The organism is Streptomyces sp. NPDC054840 (assembly GCF_053611065.1).
The window spans coordinates 1-22,116 of the sequence record NZ_JBSGZP010000009.1; the positions used below are offsets into that span (position 1 = coordinate 1).

Here is a 22,116-nt window from a genome sequence, read left to right on the forward strand (position 1 = left end):
CCGCTCCTCGCGCTCGTGGAGGCGGTGGAGGTCACCGCCTCCTGGCACAGGAGTGCCCGGCGCAGGCGAAAGCCGCCTCCGAGGCAGCAGTCCTGCTGCGGGAAGAGCCGTTCCGGTGGCAGGCCGGCGGCCCCGCCGGGCTCGTGCCCGCAGGCGGCGGCGCCGGCCGCCGCAGCGCGACACCGCTCCGGCTCGAAAAATGCGTGGCCCCAGTGATCACCAGTGGGTACGGTGTGCCGTCGGCCGTCACGGGGAGGGGATCACGGCGTGATCGAGGGAGAGTTCGTCGCGCTGCGCGCACTGCGCGCCGACGACGCGGAGCACCACCTGCGCTGGCGCAACGACCCCAAGGTGGTCCGCTGGGCTTCCGCCGGGGACCCGTGCTTCGGCCCGATCACGCGGGAGGCACTGGGGCTGTTCTTCGAACGGATGCTGATGCTCTCGCCGCGGGAGTCGGCGGTGTTCACGGTGGAGTCCCTGCCGGACCGCCGGGTGATCGGCACGGTCGACTACCGCGACCTGGACCCCTGGGCAGGGGTGGCGACGCTCGGGATCACCATCGGCGAGCGCGAGTTCTGGGGCCGGGGGCACGGCTCCGAGGCGATGCGGCTGCTGGTCTGCCACCTCTTCGGCAGCTTCCCGCTGACCCGGCTCCAGCTCGACACCTGGAGCGGGAACGAGCGGGCCGTCCGGGCGTTCACCCGGCTCGGCTTCCGTGAGGAGGGACGGCGGCGGGCCGCCGTTCTGCTGGCGGGTGAGCGGTACGACGAGGTGCTGTTCGGGATGCTCCGGGAGGAGTGGCGGGCCTGACCGCGCCAACGGTGTGCCCGACGGACGCCACCGTTGGCCGCGCCGCGTGCCGCGGATGTGCTGGAGCGGATCGCCGCCCGGATCGGCCCGGAGGCCCGCTGGCGCGCTGTGCGACGACGGTATGCCGGCCGAGGCGGTGGCCCCCGCGCTTGGGACCACCCGCTCCGAGGCCATGCTCCTGCTCCTGACCGCTTAGGAGGGGTGACCGGGCACCACGCTTCCGTCCCCGTTGGTTTCAGGATTCGCCGGAAGGGATTCCGGTACGCGGGGGTCGGAAAGATGCCGTGGTGACACCGTGCCGGATGAAAGCTTGTCGACTTGCTCTGGATGGTCCTCTCCGCCCCGAAGCAACTGAATGAGAACAACCAGCTGGGCCGACAAAACCACAGCTCAGAAGTGTCGACCCCGCGCCCGCGGGGATGGTCCGGCTGGTGCACCCCGGCCGACGCTGCGCGCGCCGACGCTCCGAGCGGGCCATCCCCAGCTGTCCGAGGAAAGCGGCGCCAGCCGGCGGCTCACCGCCCCCTACTCCTGCTCTTCCTCCATTTCGCCGATGGCGACGCGGAGGCCGTACATGCTCTGCTGGACCTTGATCACGGCACCTGGGTCCGGCCGAGGGCTCGCCCGACACCTTCCACATCCCCGGCCTGGAAGCGGAGGTGGGCGAACATTTGTCGGTCTCACTGCACTCTGACCGGGCCAGCCGCTGGGGTCGTATGTCAGCGCGCGGTGACTGAATACGCGGCGAGCGCGCGGTTGCCGTGCGGCTTGGCGATGGCCCGGAGAACGTCGGCCTGGCTAAGGACGAGCTGTCGCACCGGCTCGGGCAGCGCGGCCAGACGCTCATCCCTTCCCACCAGGTCGAGGCAAGCAGCGATTTCCCAGTCGCCGTCCTGAAGTTCTTCGGTATTGACCGGATTGCTGCCGTCGGCCGTCCAGCCGGCCTCAGGCAGGAGCCGCAGCAGGCCCTCACGGGAGAAAGGTGTGCGGACGTTGCCCTGGCCATGCGATCCTGCGGCCTCGGTCTGCCCCTGGATCAGCACGGCGAGCAGGTGCGCCAACTGGTCGTCGGAGGCAGGCGTCAAGTCCCACTCGGTGAACCACAGTCGCCGCGCCCACGGCCGCACTCGGGCCAGCGTGTCTCGCAGTTGTCCGAGTGATGTGAAGTACCAGGAGCAATGTGCGAGCACCACATGGTCGAAGGTGCTTTCGGGGAAGTCGACTGATGGGTCGAGGACGTCGGTGCCGAAGCGGAAGTCGATGCGTGGCCCGAGTGGGCCCGCCGCTAGCCGCGCTGCCGATTCTCCGAGCGTGACCGGCGCCCCGTAGGAGGGTGCGGCCACGTCAACGGCCACCACGCGCCCTTGGGGCCCAACCGCCTCTGCAAGGACGGCGGTCATGTCGCCCTGGCCGCAGCCCAGCTCGAGGACGGTTGAGCCTGGTGCGATGTGCCAGCTCGCCACGAGCGCGGCGCGGTGACGAGTCTGGGACAGCTGGATGTCTGGGCTGTGATCGGCGGCGGCCATGCCGGCCGCGAGCGAAGGGGCCTTGGCGAGGAGATCGGAGTGATTCACAAAGTCCTTGGTGATTTCGACGGGTCGGTGCGGGCCGAGGGTATGAGACGCGCGGGTAGTGGCGCCTCCGATTTCCTGGACATCACCGGCGCGACGGCGGCCCACCCCAGGACCCGGCCGCCCTCGTCGAGGGCGAACAGGCGACCGTCTCCCCGGTCTTCTTCGCGTCGACCCCGTGCCCGCGGGGATGGTCCGAGGAGAAGATCAGTCCCGAGCTCCAGCGGGACGTCGACCCCGTGTCGGCGGGGATGGTCCGCGGGTGCGGACTTGGACGAGAGCGGTTGCGTCGCCCTCGCGTCTGTGGGGATGGTTCGAGGGTGCCGTTGGCGATGTGTCCGGCAGGGGTTGGTGTGCGTGGAGGCGAACTATCGCAACTATGATAGTTGGGGTAGGTTGGGGGGATGGAGCCGAAGACGTACACGACGATCGACCTTCGCAAGCAGATGGGTGAGATTCTCGACCGCACCCGGATCGCGGGGGAGCCTGCCGCGATCACCCGCAAGGGCAAGACCTTGGCCTACCTGGTGCCGGCCGAGTGGTTCGAGCAGTACATGGCACAGCATCCGTCGGCCCCCGGCGCCGGCCAGAACGCCGCCTGAAAGGGCCGGACCGCAGGCAGACCAGGAGTCCCTTCGCCATGACAGCGCAGCCCATTCACTTCGACGGCCCCGGCGGCGAGAAGCCCCGCCAGGTGCCGCCGATGCCCGAACGCACCCCGCAGGCCCTGCGCCTGGCCATCCAGGAACACGCCCCGCACCTGTTGCCGGACTTCGAGGCCCACTGGCGCCGCGCGATCGGCGACGCCTTCAACCTCACCCCGGTACCGGCCTTCATGCGCCTGTGGTGGACCCAGTACGCCATCGCCCGCGACCCAGGACTGGAAGCCCACCTGCGAGACCTCGAAGCCCGCGCCGCGAAGTCCGAGGACCCGGGAGAGTCCGCCCGGCTCCTGGCCGAGTACAGCCGACTACGCCGCCAAGCGGCCGGGGTGGAGCCCGGCCGGTGACCGATGAGCTCCCACTCCCGCCCTGGAAAATGGACTGGACGGCAGAGGCGCTCCAGGAATTCGAAAACATGCCGCAAGACGGCAAGCAGCTGGTCCTGTCAGCCCGCGCCGAGCTGATCACCGCCCTGGATCCCTATTACCGGGGCATCGACGCCGACGTGTCACTGCCGCACTGGATCACCGTCCGCCCGCTGGCCTCGACCAGTCCGGGTGGTCCGCACATCGCCGACCTCGCCGGTGGCCGCGGCTGGCTCATCTTCACCTTCGTCCGCCGCCATGCCGACCCTCAAACCACCGTCACCGACACGTTCTGGGCCTGACCGTGCGTCCATACCAGCAACGCGCCCTGGCCCATGTGAGAGTGGGTTGGCCGGGCGTAGAGACCGGCGCTGACCTGGTCTGGACCGTCCTGTCGTCGACCTGCGCGCCCGCGGGATGGTCCGACGTTTGACCCCGCGCCCGCGGGAATGGTCCGAATCCTGGAACCGGATGTACGACTCGGTCTCGGTCGACCCCGCCCGGGGGATGGTCCGTACATGAAGGGGCCTCGACCAGCACCGGCACGTCGACCCCGCGCTCGGGGGATGGTCCGACGATGTCGCGCTTCGCCCCGTCGATCAACGAGTCGACCCCGCGCCCGCGGGGATGGTCCGGGTGGAGTCTGAGTCTCCGGCATACCCGAACCTGTAGTCGACCCCGCGCCTGCGGGGATGGTCCGTCGGCCGTGCCGAGCCCGGCGGCGCCCAGCAGGTCGACCTCGGCCCGCGGGGATGCCCGAGGTCCTCCCGGAGGAAGAAGCACTTCAGGAGGTCGATCCCGCGCCTGCGGGGATGGTCCGCTGCAGGAGTCCAGCATGCAGGTGTCGGTCAGTGTCGTGGCCTGCTCAGTGCACTGTCGGGTGTGTGTGCTGGGCTGGATTCGACGATTTCTCGTGCAGCTTTCAGTTTGCTGGGGTGGTCGCCGATCAGTCTGGTGGTGATGAGCACGGCGATCATGAGGGGGACGCCCTGGTCTTTCAGGTGCTGCTGGACGGCGTCCATGTCGGTGCCTGCCGCGAGGAGGGCTCTGCATTCATCGATGCGGTCGGCTGCCTGCTGTGCCAGCTCGGGGGACAGCCCACTGATGGAGGCGAGAAGTTCTTCTGCGGTGGGACTCGGCATAGTGGGGATCTTCTCAAAAGATCGTCCGCGGGCTCCATGAGGTTTTCGCCTGTCTCACCTACCGCGCCCAGTCGACGCCGAGTTCGGCGAGCGCGGCGAGCTGCTCGGCGTCGAGCCGGTCGCGGCGGGCCTTCTGGTTCCCGATCCAGATGCCCACCCGGTAAGGACCGCCAGGGAGCTGCTCGATGGCGCCGCGCCCCGGCATTCAGCCCTCCCGCTGGATGTACTGCTGGAGGGCCTGGAGGCCTTTCTGGAACGCCTCGCCGCCGGCGCGCGGCCCTGTGGCTGTAGCCGTCTTCGCCGCCGCCTTGCGGGTGCGTGGGGCCTTGGTCACGCCGTGTTCGGCGAGCTGGCGTTGCTGTTCCTTGTTGAGCCGGTTCCAGTTCCGCCGCTCTGCGGCGCGCTCTCAACCGGGGCCGTCTTGATGTGTCGCGGCTACGGCGGTCTCTGGCCGGGCTGCCGATGCCGAAGGCCGCGGACGGCCGTGTGGTGCTGGCTGTCGACGTCAGTCCGTGGCTGCGGCCGGACGCCGCGACGTCGCCGGACCGCTCGTTCTGCCACACCTACGGGCGGGGGAAGAACGAGCACCGGATGATCCCCGGCTGGCCGTACTCGTTCGTCGCTGCGCTGGAGACGGGCCACACCTCCTGGACCGCGATCCTGGACGCCGTCCGCCTCGGCCCCGGCGCAGACGGCGCTGCGAGTCACCATCGCCCAGGTCCGCGAAGTCGTCGAGCGCCTGGTCGATGCCGGCCAGTGGGCCCCGGGGGACCACGACATCCTGATCGTGCTGGACGCCGGATACGACGCGCCCCGCATCGCCCACTTCCTGGCCGATCTGCCCGTCGAGATCCTGGGCCGGACACGTTCGGACCGGGTCATGCGTCGGCCGACCCCGCCTCGCGTCTACGACCGCAAGGGCGGGCACCCGCCCAAGCACGGCGGCGAGTTCGTCTTCGGCGCCTCCGAAACCTGGGGCGCCGAGCAGGCGGTGACGGTCACCAACACCCGCCGCTACGGGAAAGCGACAGCACAGGCATGGGACCGTCTCCACCCGCGGCTGACCCGCAGGGGCGCCTCCGGCATTGATGGGAGCCGCTTGATGGGAGAGCGAGCGGTTCGACCAGGCTGCGGGTTCGCGGAGTGCTCCTGCGCACGCCCGAATGAAGAACAGGCAGGCACCGCCACTACGACGATCCCCCGGATATGGGATGGGCGGCCCACCGGTTCACTGCATCCAGCGACCCATACGAGTGAATCGTTGATAAGACGCCAACTCCACTCATCACCTGTATGGAGGAGCGCACGCCGGGCAGCAAGCCGCATGCGCATACCGTCGGTGCAATCTCGCATCGGCGTCCGCGCGTTCCGGACCGACGCTTGTGCCTTTTCGGGATTCGACCTTCGGTTTATACCGATTGCACAGCCGGCCAAGGCGATGCGCGCAGAGGTCGTGATTGCGGCGGCTCGACGGAAGCGGCGTGTCATCAACGCGTCGAGTTCGCCGATGAGACCCGGCCGTAGCGCGGGACGGTGGCAGAGACCGACCAGTCGGTGCCACATGAGCGGCACCGACCGGCGATCCAACACCCCTCGAGGAGGCCCATCGCAACCCTGGTACGCCAAGGGTTCCCTGACCAGCAGAGAGCCGCAGGCTATATCAGTGCCACGCCCCCCGAGAGGGATGGGCTGCCCACCGGTTGGATACTCCATTGACTCAGCATTGCGGCATATGCCGCAAGGATCTGACGCCAACCTCACCCAATGGAGGGGCGTTCCGTCGGAACGCATCGGGGTCGCCTTTGACCGTGGTGACGATGCTAAAAGGCGGTTGTGTCGGTCCGGGAAGGTCGTTGGCCCTCCGCTCACGGTCGTGTCGAGACGACGTCGCCCGAGCCGGCGCCGTGTCAGGCGTCGGAACGGGTGAGGTTCGCCTCTGGTGCCAGACCCATAAGGGCGGCGAGGGCGGTGGCGAGGGAGGCCACGGTGGGATGCTGCCAGATGAAGTTCCCGGCGAGGCGGACGGGGAGTTCGGTTTCGAGGCGGACGCGAAGTTCGGTGGCCAGCAACGAATCGAAGCCGAGGGCCTTGAGAGGAGTCTGCGGGTCCAGCGTGGCGCTGCCGGTGCGCAGGATGGCCCGGATGTGGTCGCCGAGGTAGGTCTCCAAGGCGGTCTGGCGTGCGATGCCGGCGGGCAGGGCTTCGAGGCGGGAGCGGATGCCAGGGCCGCCGGACTCGGGCTCATCCAGAGCCGGGAGGTCGTCCGGTGCGAGGAGGGCGAAGAGGCTGGAGGCGGAGCTCGTCCGGGGGATCCAAGTCTGCGGCGGGCCCGGGATTACGGCGGTCTGGACCCGTTGATGGGCGAGCAGGGTGTGCAGGGCCTTGATCCCCTCGCGGGTGGGAATGGTCTCGTAGCCGCGATCGGCGAAATCGGTGGCCTGCCCCGTCTCGCCCCAAGGACCCCAGTTGACTGCCAGCGTGGGCAGGCCGCCCCGGGTGCGCCAGGTGGCGAAGGCGTCGAGCCAGGCGTTGGCGGCTGCGTACGTTCCCTGTCCGGCGTTGCCGAGCAGGGAGCTCATGGATGAGTACAAGACGAAGAAGTCCAGGGATTGTGCGGCTGTGGCCTGGTGGAGGTTCCAGGCCCCGGTGACCTTGGGGGCCCACACCCGCTTGAGCTGGTAGTCGCTGATGGTGCTCAGGGCGGCGTCGCTGAGGACCATGGCGCAGTGCACAACCCCACGCAGCGGCATACCGCCTTCGGTGGCGGCCTTCACGAGTCGTTCGGCGGTGTCGGGCCGAGAGATGTCGCCGAGTACGATCATGGTACCGGGCAGGTCCATGACGACGCGCGCGGTTTCCAGCGAAGGTGGCCGGCGGCCGTTGAGGACGATCCGGCCCGCTCCCTGCTCCGCGAGCCAGCGTGCCGTGGCCAGCCCAAGACCGCCGAGGCCGCCGGTGACGATGTATGCGCTGTCGGGGCGTACGACGGGAGGCCCGTCCGGCAGGATGGCGGTGGTCTCTCCCCGATCGGGGACGGTCAGCACCATTTTGCCGATGTGCCGGGCGCCGGCCATCGTGTGGAAGGCATCCGCGGCCCGATCCAGCGGATAGGGGGTGCACAGCAGCGGTTTGAGGCGCCCTGCGGTGATGTGGTCCGCGACCTCCTGCAGAAGCGTGCCGAACAGCTTCGGTCGCTGCTGCTGGAGCCCGATGAGGTCGACCGTGGCAAAGGTGATGTTGTGGCGCAGCGGGGCGAGTTTGAGGGCGGCGTCGGCCATGATGTCGCGTACGCCGAGTTCGACGAAGCGGCCGAACGGGCGCAGTGCTTCGAGCCCGGCGCGGACGGCGGGGCCGGCGAGGGAGTTCAGGACGACGTCGACTCCCTCGCCGCCGGTCGCCTGGCGGGTCTGATCGGTGAAGTCCAGGGTGCGGGAGTCCATGACGCAGCGGATTCCGGTGCCGCGCAAGTAGCGTCGTTTCTCTTCGGTGCCGGCTGTGGCCAGGACGTCCGCGCCCAGCAGGCGGGCGACGGCGATGGCGGCCAGGCCGGTGCCGCCGCTGGCCGAGTGCACGAGGACGCGTTCACCGGGGGCCAGCCGTGCGACGTGGTGGAGTGCATACCAGGCGGTGAGGAATGCCGTGGGCAGTCCTGCTGCCGTCTCGGGGGTGAGGGCGGGCGGGACGGGGATGACGGCGGTGGCGGGAACGGTGATGAAGGAGCCGAAGGTGCCGCCTTGGAGCTGGACGGCAAGGACGGTGTCTCCGGCGCGGACGTGGTCCACGCCTGCTCCCACGGCGGTAACTTCCCCCGCGCACTCGAAACCGATGCGGTATGGGGTGGCAGGCTCTGAGCCGAGCATGCCGAGGGTTGTAAGGACGTCGCGGAAGTTGAGCCCGGAGGCCTGGACGCGTACCTCGACCTCTCCCTCGCCGGGGTGGCGACGGCCTGTTGCCACCAGTTCGAGGCTGTCGAGATCGCCGAGACGTCCGACGCGTAGGCGGAACCCGTCCTCGCCGTATCGGACGACCCGGGTGGTATTGGCGGTGCGTTCGGCGTGGGTGACGGGGGCCCGGTCGATGCGTGCCACGTATCGGGTGCCGTCCCGCAGTGCGACTTCGTCTTCGGGGGCGTCGGCGAGGAGTTCATCGGCCAGCGCGCGCAGCCCGTGCGCTCCGGGATCGGTGTCGACAAGGGTGGGCCGTAGGCGCGGGTGCTCGATCGCAAGGACGCGTGCGACGCCGCGTACGGTGCTGTGGGCGGGGTGGCCGGCTTCGTCCGCGGTGACCGCACGGGCGTGCCGGGTGGCGGTGTACAGGCGCCACGTGCCGTCGTGGTCTTCGGCGGCCTGGGCGAAGGCGAGCAGTCGCCTGGCACGTTGCTGTGCGCCGTGAGTGGGGTCGCTGTCGTCGGCGGAGGGTGTGCCGCACAACACGACGACGGCGCGCCAGGGTCCCGTTCCGGCGGCCAGGTGGTTGCGGAAGACGTCGGCCAGTGCGGCGAGCCCCTCCCTGCTCAGGGGTGTCTCTCGAACCTCCGCGTGGGCACCGGCGTCCCGCAGGAGTGCCGCCAGGCGTTCGGCCTCGCCGTCGCCCTCACCCACGATGAGCCAGTTCCCGGGCGGTGTCTGCCGGGCGTGGGAGCGGGGCGCGTGGTGCCACCCGAGTTCCATGAACCACTGGTCGACGGCCGTGTCGTGTGCAGGTGCGCGGCGGGCGAAGCGCGCGCCGTCGATGGCTAGGACCGGTCGGCCGCCGGTGTCCAGGACACGTACGTGTCCGGCCAGGGTCGTCGCGGTGTTCTCTGTGACCCAGGCGTGCGCGTGGACAGCCTGTGAGAGGTCGCCCAGGATCCGCAGAGCGCCGATCTGTACGGGCAGGATGGGCGCGGGTGCGCTGTCGTTGCCGACTCCGGCGACCAGCAGTTGGAGACACAGGTCGAGCAGGACGGGATGGAAGCTCAGGGCGTGCTCGGGAGTACGGGCGGTGGGTGGAAGTTCGATGCGAGCCCAGAAGCTGTTCCTCTGGTTGTTCGTGTGAAGCCTGGTGATGCCGGTGAAGGCCGGTCCGTGTTCGAGGCCGCAGGCACGCAACCCGGCGTAGAGGGCGGCCGGATCCAGTGTGACGGGGTGCTTCCGGTCGAGCGCCGGGATTGAGGCCGCACGGGGAGGCTGGGGTGTGGGCACCCCGTGGGCGATTGCCGCGGCGTGCAGCTGCCAGGACCCGCCGGGCTCGCGGGAGTGGATTTCGCCGGTGGCCTGCTGGGAGGCGGCAAGGGTGAGCGTAGTGCTGATTTCCGTGTCGTCGGTGAGGCGTAGCAGGTCGTGGAAGGCGATGTCGGTGATCTCGATGTCCGCGACGTCACCGTTGAGGGTGGTTCGGGCCGCGGTGTGCAGAAGGGCGCAGAATGCTGCGCCGGGCAGGACGGCAGTGCCGTGGACGCGGTGGTCGTTGAGCCAGGGCAGATGGCGAGTGGGGGTGCTGGCGCTCCAGGTGTGGCGGGTCGGCTCGCCGGGGATCTCTGTGTGCCGGCCGGGCAGGGCTCCCGCGTCGGTCAGCTGTGGCTCGCCGGAGGTCCAGTGGCGGGTGCGGTCGAAGGTGATGGTGGGAGCGTCTGTCAAGCAGCCATCGCCGTACAGGTGGGCCCAGTCGACGGTGCCGCCATCGCAGTGGACGGCAGCGAGCTGGGTCCGCATGGTGGCGGTTTCGTCCTGTCCGCGGCGCAGTGAGGGCAGGATCAGCGCCTCCGGGGTCAGTTCGGCCAGGCTCTCCGTGAGGGACTGGGTGATCACGGGATGGGGCGAGATCTCGATGTAGATCTGGTGGCGGTCCTGGGCGGCGGCGGCGACGGCGGCATGGAAGCGGACGGGCTGGCGCAGATTGTTGCACCAATAGGCAGCGTCCAGGAGAGGGCTGTGCCGCGGGTCCTCGGTCACGGTGGAGTAGAAGGGGATGCGGGGCGCACGGGGGCTCAGATCGAGGAGAGCTTCGTGCAGATCGGGCAGGAGAGGGTCGACATGGGGGCTGTGGGAGGCGACGTCGACCGCGATCGGCAGGGCGAGGATCCCGCGCTTCCCCCATTTCGCGATCAGGTGGGCGATCTGGTCGGCGTCGCCGGAGACGACCGTGGTGCGGGGCGCGGCCAGGACCGCCACGCAGACGGCGTCGGCCCCGGCGTCAGCGAGGTCGGCCTCCACGGTGGCCTGGTCCAGGGCGACGCTGGCCATCGCGCCCGACCCGGTGATCCGCTCCAGCAGTGCCGAGCGGCGGCAGATGACGCGGACCCCGTCGCTGAGTGTGAGCGCTCCGGCCACGACGGCTGCTGCTGCCTCTCCCATGGAGTGCCCGATGACGGCAGCGGGCTGCACGCCATGCGCCTGCCAGGCTGCGGCTAGCGCGATTTGCATGGCGAAGAGCACTGGCTGGATCCGCGGGCCTACGGATACGGGTTCATCCGCGCGGATCAGCTCCAGGACGGAGAACCCTGCCTCCTGCCGGATGAGGGCGTCGACTTCAGTCAGAGCCTTCGCGAATGGCGCGTTGCACGCGAGGAGTTGGCGGCCCATTCCGGACCACTGGGAGCCCTGTCCGGAGAAGACCCATACCGGCTGGTGAGGAGCGGTGACATCGGCTGTGCCCGAGACGAGGGCCGGATGGGGCAGGCCCGCGACGAACAGTCGGAGTGCCTCCAGGGTTTCGGCGCGGGTACGGGCCACGATCGCGAGGCGTCCACGTCCGGGGCTGCGGCGCAGGGCCAGGGTGTGGGCCACGTCCCGCAGCGACACACGTGCACCGGCTCCTTCCAGCCAGTCGGCCAGGCGACCGGCTGCGGCTGGCAGGGCGCGGTGGGATCCGGCCGCGACCAGGATCACCTCGGGTGGCGCGTTCTCCGGTCGGCGCGGGGCAGGCAGTGCGGCGCGGCGGCTGGGCCGCGGTGGCTGCTGCAGGATCACGTGGGCGTTGGTGCCCGAGAAGCCGAATGAGGAGACCGCAGCCAGCCTGACCGGCTGCCGCCCGGGCCACTGGGTGGGTTCGACCGGGATGAAGAAGCGGGTGGCGTCCGCGGTGATCGCCGGGTGCCAGCCGGTGAAGTGCAGGTTGGGCGGGATGACCCCCTGCTGCAGGCACAGGACGGTCTTGATCAGTCCGGTGATGCCGGCGGCGGGCTCCAGGTGGCCGAGGTTCGTCTTGACCGAGCCAAGGGCGCACGGGGCGAGTCCGTTGCCGTACACGGCTGCCAGGCTGGTGAACTCGACCGGGTCGCCCACCGGGGTGCCCGTACCGTGGGCTTCGATCATTGAGATCTGCGCCGGGTCGACGCTGGCCTGGGCGAGTGCGGTGCGGTAGAGGGCTTGCTGGGCAGTGGGCGAGGGGGCGGCAAGGCCGTCGGAGCGGCCGTCTTGGTTCACGGCGGACCCGCGGACGACGGCGAGAATACGGTCGCCGTCCTTGCGGGCGTCGGCCAGGCGTTTGAGGACGACGGCACCGCAGCCCTCGCCGCGGACGAATCCGTCGGCGGCGGCGTCGAAGGTGTGGCAGCGTCCGGTCGGGGACAGCATGCCCATCCTGGCGAAGGACTGGGTGGTGCGTGGGGTGAGCATGAGGTTGACGCCGGCAGCCAGCGCCAGATCGCACTCCTCGCGGAGCAGTGCTTGGCAGGCGAGGTGGAAGGCGACCAGTGAGGACGAGCAGGCGGTGTCCAGGGCGATGCTGGGGCCATGCAGGCCCAGGAGGTAGGAGATGCGCCCTGCGGCCACACAGTGACCGTTCGTCAGGATGGAACCTTCCAGTTCCTGGGGCGAACCGACGAGCTGGTCCATGTAGTCGTTGTAGCTCAGACCGGTGTAAACACCCGTGCGGGAGCCGACGAGCCGGTCGGGAGGCAGACCGGCGTGTTCCAGGGCCTCCCACACAACCTCCAGCAGGAGCCGGTGTTGGGGGTCGAGGACGTCGGCTTCTCTCCCGGAGACGCCGAAGAAGTCCGCGTCGAACCGCGAAACGTCGGCCAGGTACCCGCCCCGCCGGTGCAGGGCCTGAGCGTCGGCTGACATGCTGGCTGCCGGTGCGGGCGCATCGCGGCCGGGCGGAGGGGGGCCCACCGCCTCACGGCCCTCCATCAGCAGATTCCACAAGGCGGCCGGTGAGTCAACGTCTCCGGGAAGCCGACAGCCCATGCCGATGACGGCGATGGGCCCGTGTGCGGGGCGAGAGGGTTGCTTGTCCATGGCCACCACGGGAGTCTCCTTGTGAGAAAAGCGGATGCATGTGGTTCGAGGAGCTTGGGGAGTTCGAGGAGATGGAGGTGCCACACGGCTGGGCGCGGGGGAAGGGCGGGCCCGCAGGCGGAGACGTCCCTCGGGGCCGCGTCCGCGCCGAATCACGGGGAACTGAGAGGACTTCGTGCTCCCGGTGCCGCCGCCGGCTTCGGATCGGTGACGGCCCGCGAGAGCTCAGTGGGTCTGGCCGGGGAGCCCTCAGACCTCGGGACTGCCCAACAGGATGGCGCTCTTCACTCCGCCGACCTGGTAGTTGAAGCTCAGGGCATAGTCGAAGTCGAGGGAACGAGCAGCCGTCCCCGGCACCGGGTCGAACGTGAGGTTGTCCGCAGGTTCCTCGCAGTTGGCGGTGGGACATACCTGGCCGTGGTTCATCATCAGCAGGGTGAGGGCCACCCCGAGGCAGCCCGCGGGTGCACCGTTGTGGCCGAAGCAGCCTTCCTGGGAGGACATGAGCAGATCACGTGACGCGGGACCGTACAGTTCCCTGATGGCGTTGGCCTCGAACGTCGTGACCACCACGTTGCCGTCGCTGCCGCCGTGGACATAGGGCACCTGGTCGATCTCCCAGGTGTCGCCGAGGCACCGCCGCACCGCGGACACCAGCGCCTTTCCGGTGTCGTCGCAGGCCAGCGGATTGGCCAGCCCGTCCCGGGTGGTTGCCTGAGCGAGGACTTGGCCGTAGAGGCGAGCGTCCCGTGCGAAGGCGTGCTCTCGGCTCTCAAGGACGATGGTGGCGGACCCTTCGCCATGGTTGATGCAGTCGGCGCGCCGGTCGTAAGGACGCATCAGGGATTCGAACGACGGCAGGAGGGTGGGCATGTCCTGGGACCGCATGGCGTCGTACGTCTGCTGGGCTCCGCTCAGCAGACGCTGGATGTTGTGGATGAGGGGAACGCTGAAGACGTCCACCCCGGTCACCACGGCGATCTCGGTCTCACCCGAGGCGATCATGCGTTGGGCATTGCCGATCTGAAGGGCGGAGGACGCGCAGCCACACGACACAGTAAAGTTGGCGCCCTTGGACCGCGTGAGCGCGCCCTGGACCAGAGCCACGTCCGAGGGGGTGACCGACTGCTCCGCCGCGACGAACATCTCCATCGCCTCGGCAACGGGGAGGGTCGCGGGGTCGGCCCGTAGGACGGCGAGGTAGCTGTCGATATTTGCATCCACGCCCCCGCGGCCGACCAGGACGGCGGCCGTTTCGAGATCACGGTGCACATCAAGCCCCGCGTCCGCACACGCCTGTGCTAGCGACACCAGCCCGAAGCGATGGGCATTCGTGTAATGGCGGGAGAAGAAGTCGGGAACGCCGACCACTCGTTCCTCGAACGTTTCTTTCGACAGGTTCACACTGCCGTAGTAGACGCCCTTTTTGACAAGGCGCGACGTTCCGGTGCTGGCCACCTCCCAGAGTTCGTCGGCGGTGAAGACCGGGGACTGGGCGCCTGGAAGGCAAAGTCCGATTCCGGTGACTACGGCGTCCCGCCCGCGTCGCCTGTTCCGCCTGGTCATGAGTCACCCGCAGGTGACAATGGATTCTTCATCGGGATTCCCCTTCAGGATCAGTCAAGGGCGGCTACGATGGGTCATCGTGCCGGAGCTCGGCCCGTTGGTCTTCCTCGCCGACCAGCCGGCCTATTCGGCCACGTAGGTGCGGCAGCACCAGCGGTACACCGGCCGCTGCTCACCTTCACGTCCGGCGCAGAATCCTGAGAACTCGAAATGCTCGTAGGCATTCCCGCACAGGATTTTGACCTTCGGCTCGTCTTCCACTGACTGAACTTCCCAGACGTCGGGAGCCCAGTCCGGCCCTCCGGTAAGCATCACGCTTATCATTTCAGGCATATCCGGCTCCTGTGTCGAGGTGGCGACCCGGGGTAACGCCACTCCTACCCGGCCTCTACTGTTGTCGGCTCTGAGCTTCGTGGCCGCACATTCCGCCGCACGTGGCGGCTTCTACTCCTTCATCACGGACGGAAGAAGGCGCGTCCGGGAATCAGGCACCGGGAGACCATGAAACAGGTCCTGGACAAGGACCTGTAGAAATGGGACACCAGCATAGTGACCTCTTCTCGTGTGAGGAAAGGAGCCAAGCGTCGACCCCGGAACCGAATTCCCCGCGCTTTGTCCGCGGACCGACCGCGGTTGCCTACGCCTCTCGCACCCCTGGTATGAGGGGCGCGCTCTCCGCGTCGCCCGCGCCGGCCACCCCCGCGGCGGGTGGCCGGCTGGAAGGGCCGCCTTGTGGTCCGGCGAGGCGGAGTCCCGCCGCCGCCGGCGTGGAGAGGCAGGTGGCCCTGGCCAGTGGTACCGGCCTGCGATCCGTCAGGTCGCGACAGCCAGCGCCTGGGTGAGCGCGGACGCGGTCGCCTGCTCAGAGGCCAGAGCCGCTCCCGAGGCGCCCAGCAGGTTGTACACGAGGGCGACCGCGTTGCTCGAGGAGGCGGTGAGGACGTTGGCTCCCACCACGGGCGGCTGCCCGGCGCAGTCACCCATGGCCGCGACGAGCGAGGTGGCGGTGGCCAGGTTGTAGGTGCGGGCGGTCGCCGTGTCGTTGACCTGGTCGGCAGCGATCGCCGCGTCGTTGGTCGCCTGGGCGGCCTCGAGGTCGTTGACACAGGCCGAGGCGGCCGCGGCGGCGGGAGCCGCAGCGGCAAGGGGGGCGATGCCCACCGCGGCGGCCAACGCTATGGCAGCCGTGACAGTAGCGGCGGCAAGGCGGGAACGGTCCATGATGAACTCCCTGGAGGGTGATGAACGCGCCTGATTGCAAGGGCGACCGACGGGAGTGGCATCCCGCTCTGTCCAGAAGCTGCTGTGGGAACTGGAACTCGCCCTGATCATCCAGCAGTTCACCTGCCGGGAATAACGAACGGAACGGGTCGCAACCGAGCTCCCGGAGATGGGATGGGCGACCCGCCGGTTCGCAATCAGTAAGCACCCACGTCGGACGGCATCTCTAGGGGTGCTCCCCCCACATCACCCGAATGGACGCACTGGCAAGCCCCTCACGCCGCAGGTGCACCTGTAGAAACACGTGCAGCACCCTCGTGCCCCGCTCGCGACGTGCATGCGGTCGCGCTCCGTAGTCCCGGCCGGGGGTCCTCGTAGCCGCGGTCGGCCGTGGGGTGCCGCCCGAGCCGATGGACGTTGTTTGGTGCTGGCCCGAGCCCCGAGCCCAGTGACGATCGGGCGAGCACGCCCCAGTAGAGTCGCCGGGATTGCCGTCACCCGCCGTCGGTTGCGACCGCCGTGGGCGTCGCGCTCAGGCTTGCGCGGCGCGGCCGCGGGTGGGGCTACAGCGCAGAGTACGTCCGTCGCGACGTCAAGCCGGGCGGACCTGCCCCTGAACGTGGCGGGCGCGGTAGTGGTCAGCCCACCAGGCAGCCGGCCAAGACCGAGCCCTGCAGTTCGACGAGCAGATCGTGGAAGCTGCGGCGTTCCCTCCCGTCCAGCCTCGTGCGCAAACCTCGATCACCTCGTCCGCACAGCGGGGGCGCCTCGTGGCGGCAAACGCTCCCGGTGGGCACGCGACGAGGTCGGCGCCCGCTCGAGCGCGTACCGAGGAGGCGCACCCTGGACAACGCGTACAGGCGGACAGTAGGGATGGCTATGTCCCCCGGCGGGGGCGCGGGTCAGTGAACTCGACGGACCGGTCGATTGCCTTGGTGGACGCCGTAGTCGAGCTGCGATCCCGCGCCGGGCAGGCCATCGCCCAGGGCCTCGCATCACGGTCCAGCAAGCCGGCCGGGTGTGTTTCATTGATACAGCCTCTGGGCTTTCGCGACTCGAGCCCCGCATAGTGCCCAGGTTCTCGGACGACGGACGCTCCAGCGGAATAGTAAGGTCCCACGACGTCAGAGCGAGGGGCAGCAACGCCCCGGCCGCCGCACCACCCGATCGGTGTGACGCTTCCGGGTACGGCACGACCTCACGAACGCCAACTTCACAACCCGGGTGCTCTTGCCACGCCCGCCCGCGTCGACCCCGCATCCGGCATGGGCATCCGGACAAACAGCCCAATGAGCCGAACTACGCCATCCGGGTGACAGTCCTTTGTCCACTGTTGCGGTCATATGCCAGTCCAAGGATAACGGAGTGTATCCAACCGGTGGGCCGCCCAGCCTCTCCGGGGGGAGCGGCTGCGCGCGTCGGCCACTGCCGGCCGCTGTGGTGAGCGTGGGCTGCCGCAATGGGTACCCCCTGGGAGAGGGCATTGGATCCGTCAGCCGGTACCGGCCAGCACCGGCTGACGCGGCCCCTTTTGGCTCGACGCGCGACTTCCCCATCACATCGGAGCACGTGCCCGCTCACGGCACCATCGCCTCGCCGACAGCACACGAGCAGCCTGACATACCACCGCTCACCGAAGACCCAGTGGTTGCGCCGGCTCCCACCTGCGAAGGCGGACCGGAGCAACTCCCCGGCCGGGCGAAACACAACCGGGACTGCCAGGCAGGCGCCGCGCATGAAGAGACCCTGAAAGCAAGGGACCGACCGCCGAGGGCACCGGTGACGCTCACGACGCTCACCCGAGGCCGACGCGCTCACCTCCGATAGCGATCGGTCGAGCCGAGCGCCTGGGTGCTTACCTTCGACCCTCACGCTGTCAGCGCGCCACGGCGGTGAAGCGCTCATCAGGCGGACGGCCTCGCATATGTAGCAAGGACGCGCCTACCGATCACCGCGCGGAGACGACGGCATCGCCGCGCGTCGCAGCACCCTCCACAGCGCCAGCGCCAGATCACATCCCACCCGGAGCTCTGGCCCGGCCCCACTGGCGTGAAGGACGCCGCGTTGGCCCCGGTCTCCCCTGTTGACAAAGGCCGGGGTGGTCGCGGCAGTCCATACCACCAAAGATCGAGAGGAGCTGGACGTCATGCACCCGCGCATCCATGTGGTCGACGTCCCCATACACGACACCACCGACCCGGCCCGGCGCGGCTTACACGTCTTCACTGGGGTCGCGGACTCCCCGGCCGCGGCTCTGCGTCGCGCGCAGGAGGTCTACGACGCCGCGCTCGCCGCGCACGTGGCCGGACTCGCAATCCCAGACGTGCAGCCGGACGGCTGGGGAGCACGCGGGCTTCGGCCCGGATGGCAGATGGACTGGCCCGCCGCCAAGGCCGATCTCTGGCGCAACCCCGCCAGCTGGACCCGCCGCAGCGACTTCGCCCTGTAGACCGGTCAGAGGCGGTTGCCAACGTCCAACCCAGTCCGCCCGCCCGCCGATCCCGCCATCTCGAGACGATGGAGGGAGATCACCGTCTGGCCTCCGTTCTGCGCAGACAGGCTGGCACTCGATCCCGTCCACGCTTGTGTTCAGTGTCGTCTTCCCCCTCTGCTGTTGGACTTTGGCGCCGTGTAACTCAGCCGCAATCTTCCGGGCTGCCGTGACGGCGCGCTCGTCGAAGCGGGTCAGCTTCATAGTCGTGCCATTTGAGCATTGCGGGGAGGTCTGTGGCCCGGTCGGAGGTGCGGAGAGCGGTGTAGTTGCTGGCTCCGCCGCGGGGGCGGAGGGGATGTTGTGGGACGGGCTCATCGGGCCCTGTCGCGGTTCTCATGCCGGTCTCCCTGGCGGGTCGGGCAGGGTTCGGCCGGGGTGGACATGCTACTCGATCAGCCGGTCCCGTTCGGGGATCCCTCGCTGCCTGTAGTCCTGTTGGGCCTGGAGGGCGATGCTGAGCCCACGGTGTCAGCGAGCTTTCCACCAAGGCACCAGCATCGGAGCCCAAACACCCATATGAAGAGCGGCTTGACCTGCCAGTCTCAGATTTGCGTCAGATAGGTCATCGCTTGGCCATCGCTCGTGAGCTTTGGCCACGAAATTTGAGGCCCTAAACGAATAATTGGGTACTACGGGTCATGTCCCGCAGGCGGGAGTAGTGGAACTGGTGCGCGACAGTGATCGAACAGGTGGGGCCATTGCGATTCTTGGCGAGGATCAGATCGCTCTCCCCTGCGCGGGGACTGTCGGGCTCGTATGCGTCCTCGCGGTGTAGCAGGATGATGCCGCTGGCATCTTGCTCGAGCTGCCCTGAGTCACGCAAGTCGAACACTTGCGGCTTCTTGCCGTCCCGGTGTTCCGAGCCGCGGTTGAGATGGGCGCAGCAGATGATGACAGCACCGGTCTCCTCGGCGATGATCTTCAATTCGCGGCTCACTTCGCTGACACGTTCATAGGGGCTCTGCCGGGCGGTGCGTTGGTCGGTGTACATGAGCTGGACGTAGTCCACAATGACCAGGGGTGCTTGACCGGTCTGCCGGGACAGTGCCTTGATGCGGGTGCGGATCAGGCCTGGGGTGACGCGGGGGGTGTAGTCCATCCACAGCGGCAGTGCCGATAGGTCGGGGAGGCGCAGGGCGATGCGCGTCCAGTCGTCGTCGGTAACGGCTGGCCCGCCCTCTATGAGGCGGTGCAGGTTGACGCGGGCCCGGTTGGCGAGCACCCGGTTGGTGACCTCGTTGCGGCCCATCTCCAGGCTGTGCACGAGGGTGGTCCTACCGGAATGGGAATTGGCCAGCGCGATGCCCAGTGTCATCGCCGATTTGCCCATGGCTGGCCGCCCGGCCACCACGACGATGTTCCCTGGCTGCATCTTGAGGGCTTGGTCGAGTTCGGTGAGTCCGGTGACGACCGCCGCCTCAATCGCGGTCTCCAGGCTGTTCAGGTGCTGTTGCAGGCAGTCGCCGAACCGTTCGAAGAGACCCTTGTCGACGCTTTGGTCGGCGGCGAGGTGCTCCAGCTCGGCCTGGTGCGCGGTGATCGCGTCGGTTACGGCAGCGGGGTCGGTCTGACGGGCCGTTTGCATTCCGCGCAGTAGGGTCTGCTGATAGCGGCGCAGGCGGGCGTAGCCGTGGACGAGTTCGGCATAGTGCGCTGCCTCGACAGAAGTGCACGCCTGGGTGGCGATTTCCGACAACCGAACGGCTCCACCGATGCGTTCCAGGTCACCGCTCCGGCGCAACTCGGCCTCGACCATCGGCACACCGGTGGGTTTGCTTTGGCCATGCAGGGCCAGAATCGCCCGCCAGATCGTCTCGTGGTGAGGGTGGTACCAGTCACCGCCGTCACTCAGGACGGATGCGGCGGCCGCCACTGGGTCGTAGGCCGGCGTAGCCGTCAGGCATGCGCCCAGTACAGCCGTTTCGGCCTCAGTGCTCGCGGCCATGGATCCGTCCGGCTGCCGCGCGGGAACGTCTAGGTCGAAAGCGTTCACGGTAGCTCCTTGATGGTGCTGACCGTGATGCCCGGATGACTGCAACGACGCATCGGGCCGTCGTCGTCGCCGTCCAGGGCCCAGCCGTACTGATCGCATGCCGGGCAGACCGCCCGCAGCCCAGCGAGGTCCTGCGGCGCTGGTCCCGGCTGTGTAGCTGGTGCTGGGGCCGGAGCGCGGTAGCGGCGCAGGTCCGCCACCCACAGGGGCAGACACTTCACCCACGAAGCCGCACCGGTGGTGTTCTTGAAGATCTCGTCCTCCAGCATCCGGCGCTGGCAGTCGTCCATAGCCGTCAGCTCCGGCCAGCCCTGCGCTCGCATCGCCGACAGCAGCTTCGGAGCGCTCTTGCGCGCAGTCGCCAGCCCTGCCTGCCACTGCTGCATCTGCTGCAGGAAGTCCTCAGCAGACCGGATTTCCTCAAGGGAGAACTCCTGCGCTTCCTTCCGCTGCGATGGCAGGGACCCTGCGGTGAGGGTGTAGGGGGGGGAGGAATCCTCCTCCCCCGGGGGGAGTGGGGGGAGGACGTCGAATCGCGGGTTTCCCGCAATCCGCCTCCGAGCAGGCGAAACGCGGGTTTCCAGATCGCGGGTTTTCCGCCATCCGGATCCGGATGGCGGGTTTCCCGTATTCCGCCTCGGAGCAGGCGAAACGCGGGTTTCCAGCGGTTCGGGTTCCGCCTCCAGCCCCGGATCGCTGGTTTCCCGCTTTGCGGTGCTGACCTGCAAGGATACGGTGAGGCCGAGATCGATGTACTGCTGGTTGTTGGCCGGGTTTCGGTAGACCCGAGTGATCCAGGTCGGGCGCTGGGCTACCTCGTCGTACACGGAGATCCGGGCGAGGTGGCCGGCCTTGGTCAGTCGGCCCGCGATCGCGTTGTACCGGTCCTTACCCATCTTCCAGCCCCGGGCTTGGAGGTCCTTGCGGATCGCCTCCATGGTCGATGGAAGCTGAGGGTCCCGGAGCAGCAACTCCGCCAGCACGCCGAGATCCTCCGGCTGCAAGCCCGGCGCGCGCACCAACTCACGCCAAAGGATCACGTCTTCCGGCGCCTCCCAGGAGCGCTCCAGATAGCTGCTCCCGAAGTCATCATTCACTGGCCACCACCCACAGAGCCCAACGAACCCGGATCTGTGCTGCCGACGGCATGCTAGGGCGTGTAGTTGTGTGTTGTTTCCGCCCCAGAAGACCTGTCTGCAGAGACAAGAGGTTTCCGGCCGGGGGCCGTGCTCTTGTAAAGCAGACAGGAATCTTCGAGGGGGTCTCGTTGAGCCGGGCGTGGGCGCCGGTGGGCCAGACCGGGGTGCTCGAGGCCGAGAAGCTGGTCACACCTACAAGTCGACGGCGGAGGCGCGTCTGGTGATGCATCGGGCGGATCTTCCCTGTTAGGGGAGTCGAGAGCAGAGATGTAGCCAGACATGCATGAAAAGTATGTCCTGTGCTGGCTATCCTGACGAGGTTCCCTATCCTGGGGTAGGTGACCACGCGAACCCAACGTTCGCGGGCATAACCGCAGTCGAGGTCACATCGCTGTTCACGACTCGGGTTCGTGGAAGGTTCTGCGAGTCGATCGCTAGGGAGCGGTCCCCGTTGTGGCGACGGAGACCGCTCCACGCGTTTACGGCGGCATCTCGACACTCTTATCGGCAGAGGCTGCGAGGGCTGCAGGGTAGAGAGCGGCCAGTTCCGCAAGTAGCCGAGCGTATGCCTCGCGACGCTGGCCCCGAGGCTCTGCATCACCCGATTCCCACCGGGTCACCGCGAGTCGCTTCACCTCAAGTGCTTCGGCTAGTTGTGTCTGAGTGAGGCCGTGGGCTTTTCGGAGCCGCCCCCGCACCGCTGGTGGCGGCAAGACGGTACGGGGCGCGCGGAGTAGCACGTCCACTGAGGCCGGTAGGTCGGTCATCGTTACCCCTCCTGTCGCTCAGAAAGTACATGTGAAGATGCATCGGGGGCAGGGCTTATCACGACATGTCACCTACAAAGGTTGTATGAACGATTCTGCTCGCAGAGGGATCCCGTGTCGTCGTCCTGCACGCATTCACCTTCGTCGTTGTGCGAGGCAGATGC

The 22,116-nt window shown here is 68.4% G+C and carries 16 protein-coding genes and 1 pseudogene; 6 read left to right on the top strand and 11 right to left on the bottom strand.

Annotated elements, in window-relative coordinates:
• Positions 1-267: 267 nt before the first annotated feature.
• On the top strand, positions 268-810 hold the full coding sequence (locus ACWGIU_RS01650; protein WP_453701705.1) for a GNAT family N-acetyltransferase: 543 nt from the start codon (positions 268-270) through the stop codon (positions 808-810).
• Between the two features lie 719 nt (positions 811-1,529).
• Here the strand turns inward: ACWGIU_RS01650 and ACWGIU_RS01655 are convergent.
• Complete coding sequence (locus ACWGIU_RS01655; protein WP_453701706.1) at positions 1,530-2,384, bottom strand: class I SAM-dependent methyltransferase; 855 nt, start codon at positions 2,382-2,384, stop codon at positions 1,530-1,532.
• 401 nt (positions 2,385-2,785) lie between these two features.
• Between ACWGIU_RS01655 and ACWGIU_RS01660 the strand changes: the two genes are divergently transcribed.
• The 3 genes from ACWGIU_RS01660 to ACWGIU_RS01670 are packed head-to-tail and all read left to right on the top strand — an operon-like array spanning position 2,786 to position 3,710.
• Positions 2,786-2,983, top strand: coding sequence for a type II toxin-antitoxin system prevent-host-death family antitoxin (locus ACWGIU_RS01660; protein WP_398566059.1), 198 nt, complete (start codon positions 2,786-2,788; stop codon positions 2,981-2,983).
• Positions 2,984-3,021: 38 nt separating this feature from the next.
• Positions 3,022-3,390, top strand: coding sequence for a DUF6247 family protein (locus ACWGIU_RS01665; RefSeq protein ID WP_453701707.1), 369 nt, complete (start codon positions 3,022-3,024; stop codon positions 3,388-3,390).
• Entirely contained in the window at positions 3,387-3,710 is a 324-nt protein-coding gene (locus ACWGIU_RS01670) for a hypothetical protein (protein ID WP_453701708.1), read from the top strand. The genes ACWGIU_RS01665 and ACWGIU_RS01670 overlap by 4 nt, the downstream gene beginning before the upstream one ends.
• A 546-nt stretch (positions 3,711-4,256) precedes the next feature.
• Here ACWGIU_RS01670 and ACWGIU_RS01675 read toward each other — a convergent pair.
• The 3 genes from ACWGIU_RS01675 to ACWGIU_RS01685 are packed head-to-tail and all read right to left on the bottom strand — an operon-like array spanning position 4,257 to position 4,884.
• Complete coding sequence (locus ACWGIU_RS01675) at positions 4,257-4,550, bottom strand: hypothetical protein (RefSeq protein ID WP_453701709.1); 294 nt, start codon at positions 4,548-4,550, stop codon at positions 4,257-4,259.
• A 58-nt stretch (positions 4,551-4,608) separates the two neighbouring features.
• Positions 4,609-4,755, bottom strand: coding sequence for a hypothetical protein (locus tag ACWGIU_RS01680; RefSeq protein WP_453701710.1), 147 nt, complete (start codon positions 4,753-4,755; stop codon positions 4,609-4,611).
• Complete coding sequence (locus ACWGIU_RS01685) at positions 4,756-4,884, bottom strand: hypothetical protein (protein ID WP_453701711.1); 129 nt, start codon at positions 4,882-4,884, stop codon at positions 4,756-4,758.
• Between the two features lie 59 nt (positions 4,885-4,943).
• On the opposite strand from ACWGIU_RS01685, the pseudogene ACWGIU_RS01690 reads away from it, so the two are divergent.
• Positions 4,944-5,628, top strand: a pseudogene (locus ACWGIU_RS01690) (transposase); the annotation flags it as partial.
• Between the two features lie 829 nt (positions 5,629-6,457).
• Here ACWGIU_RS01690 and ACWGIU_RS01695 read toward each other — a convergent pair.
• From ACWGIU_RS01695 to ACWGIU_RS01710, 4 genes are all read right to left on the bottom strand, one after another.
• Positions 6,458-12,772: a type I polyketide synthase gene (locus ACWGIU_RS01695; RefSeq protein ID WP_453701725.1), complete on the bottom strand. Its 6,315-nt coding sequence runs from the start codon at positions 12,770-12,772 to the stop codon at positions 6,458-6,460.
• Positions 12,773-13,021: 249 nt separating this feature from the next.
• Positions 13,022-14,338: a beta-ketoacyl synthase N-terminal-like domain-containing protein gene (locus ACWGIU_RS01700; RefSeq protein WP_453701712.1), complete on the bottom strand. Its 1,317-nt coding sequence runs from the start codon at positions 14,336-14,338 to the stop codon at positions 13,022-13,024.
• Between the two features lie 123 nt (positions 14,339-14,461).
• Positions 14,462-14,671: a DUF5988 family protein gene (locus ACWGIU_RS01705; protein ID WP_453701713.1), complete on the bottom strand. Its 210-nt coding sequence runs from the start codon at positions 14,669-14,671 to the stop codon at positions 14,462-14,464.
• A 480-nt stretch (positions 14,672-15,151) separates the two neighbouring features.
• A complete protein-coding gene (locus ACWGIU_RS01710) occupies positions 15,152-15,559 on the bottom strand; it encodes a hypothetical protein (protein ID WP_453701714.1) in 408 nt (135 codons plus the stop codon).
• Between the two features lie 2,146 nt (positions 15,560-17,705).
• On the opposite strand from ACWGIU_RS01710, the gene ACWGIU_RS01715 reads away from it, so the two are divergent.
• Positions 17,706-18,008 (top strand): hypothetical protein, encoded by a 303-nt coding sequence (locus tag ACWGIU_RS01715; protein ID WP_453701715.1) that lies wholly within the window; start codon positions 17,706-17,708, stop codon positions 18,006-18,008.
• 655 nt (positions 18,009-18,663) lie between these two features.
• Here ACWGIU_RS01715 and ACWGIU_RS01720 read toward each other — a convergent pair.
• From ACWGIU_RS01720 to ACWGIU_RS01730, 3 genes are all read right to left on the bottom strand, one after another.
• Complete coding sequence (locus tag ACWGIU_RS01720; RefSeq protein ID WP_453701716.1) at positions 18,664-20,046, bottom strand: replicative DNA helicase; 1,383 nt, start codon at positions 20,044-20,046, stop codon at positions 18,664-18,666.
• Positions 20,043-21,143: a hypothetical protein gene (locus ACWGIU_RS01725; RefSeq protein WP_453701717.1), complete on the bottom strand. Its 1,101-nt coding sequence runs from the start codon at positions 21,141-21,143 to the stop codon at positions 20,043-20,045. The genes ACWGIU_RS01720 and ACWGIU_RS01725 overlap by 4 nt, the downstream gene beginning before the upstream one ends.
• Positions 21,144-21,664: 521 nt before the next feature.
• The gene (locus ACWGIU_RS01730) at positions 21,665-21,952 is read right to left on the bottom strand and encodes a helix-turn-helix transcriptional regulator (RefSeq protein ID WP_453701718.1); all 288 of its coding nucleotides are present in this window, start codon (positions 21,950-21,952) and stop codon (positions 21,665-21,667) included.
• Positions 21,953-22,116: the final 164 nt, after the last annotated feature.

Excerpts from the sequence above, each read along its gene's own strand:
- ACWGIU_RS01660 (WP_398566059.1), top strand. The coding sequence starts at position 2,786 with ATGGAGCCGAAGACGTACACGACGATCGACCTTCGCAAGCAGATGGGT.
- ACWGIU_RS01665 (WP_453701707.1), top strand. The coding sequence starts at position 3,022 with ATGACAGCGCAGCCCATTCACTTCGACGGCCCCGGCGGCGAGAAGCCC.
- ACWGIU_RS01675 (WP_453701709.1), bottom strand. The coding sequence starts at position 4,550 with ATGCCGAGTCCCACCGCAGAAGAACTTCTCGCCTCCATCAGTGGGCTG.
- ACWGIU_RS01680 (WP_453701710.1), bottom strand. The coding sequence starts at position 4,755 with ATGCCGGGGCGCGGCGCCATCGAGCAGCTCCCTGGCGGTCCTTACCGG.
- ACWGIU_RS01695 (WP_453701725.1), bottom strand. The coding sequence starts at position 12,772 with ATGGACAAGCAACCCTCTCGCCCCGCACACGGGCCCATCGCCGTCATC.
- ACWGIU_RS01700 (WP_453701712.1), bottom strand. The coding sequence starts at position 14,338 with ATGACCAGGCGGAACAGGCGACGCGGGCGGGACGCCGTAGTCACCGGA.
- ACWGIU_RS01705 (WP_453701713.1), bottom strand. The coding sequence starts at position 14,671 with ATGCCTGAAATGATAAGCGTGATGCTTACCGGAGGGCCGGACTGGGCT.
- ACWGIU_RS01710 (WP_453701714.1), bottom strand. The coding sequence starts at position 15,559 with ATGGACCGTTCCCGCCTTGCCGCCGCTACTGTCACGGCTGCCATAGCG.
- ACWGIU_RS01715 (WP_453701715.1), top strand. The coding sequence starts at position 17,706 with ATGCACCCGCGCATCCATGTGGTCGACGTCCCCATACACGACACCACC.
- ACWGIU_RS01730 (WP_453701718.1), bottom strand. The coding sequence starts at position 21,952 with ATGACCGACCTACCGGCCTCAGTGGACGTGCTACTCCGCGCGCCCCGT.